General features: G+C 43.5%; 1 protein-coding gene. It reads right to left on the reverse strand.

What is annotated here, in order from left to right:
• Positions 1-506: 506 nt before the first annotated feature.
• A partial coding sequence (locus tag R7O13_RS26170) for a 5'-nucleotidase C-terminal domain-containing protein (RefSeq protein WP_412125730.1) occupies positions 507-780 on the reverse strand: 274 nt, incomplete at its 5' end.

The raw sequence follows: 780 nt of genomic DNA on the forward strand, positions 1-780 counted from the left end.
CGCTGAAGGACAGCAGTGTTTGGTGACCTTCCGCAAAGAATACAACCCAGCAGTCACATTACCCATGTGTCTGCTAATCAATGAATGCGTTGGTCTCGTTGAAGTGCCAAGATTGAATGTTCAATCAGACACCTTTACTTACCGGATAAGCGTTCGCTTAACGAGATGACGATAAGTAAACTTGCGCTAACTACTCCCCAAACGCCGCCATCATACGCCTGATCATTCTGATTTCCAACAAAAATTCCCTATCAATAAAATCAATGCATTTAATCGCCAGTAGTCCATCAAATATATGAATATAAAAAGGAGCACTGACCAGTGCTCCCTCTTATTGCTCTTTGTTCTTTATAGCCCATTTAGTGGCACAAAATACACAAGCATGGACCAAGCGGCTACCCACGCAATGACCACTGCAGCGTCTGCCCAGTCTTTTTTCCACATACTTTCCACCCTCTCACTCGCATGTAGTGTGGAAAGTACAGCAAAATCAATACCAAGAATGATTAACGATTTTGTTGAGAGTAAAGTTTGTGACTTTCGTTCAAACAGTTAGGCTCATCTGTAAGTAGTTCAATAAAGCAATCCGCCATTGATAAGTTACTCACGCAACCCTCGCCTTTCATATCAAGCAGGGCTTCATAGCCTTCTTTGCCTTTCATCGTGTAAGCCGAAGAGGTGCCACGATACCAAGCGTCATCATCAACCTTTACCCAGCGGTATCCGTCAAATATTTCTAATCGTTGGACTCTCTCACCTTTTGGCGCATCAGCTTGATAG

This window comes from Vibrio sp. Y176 (assembly GCF_033438945.1).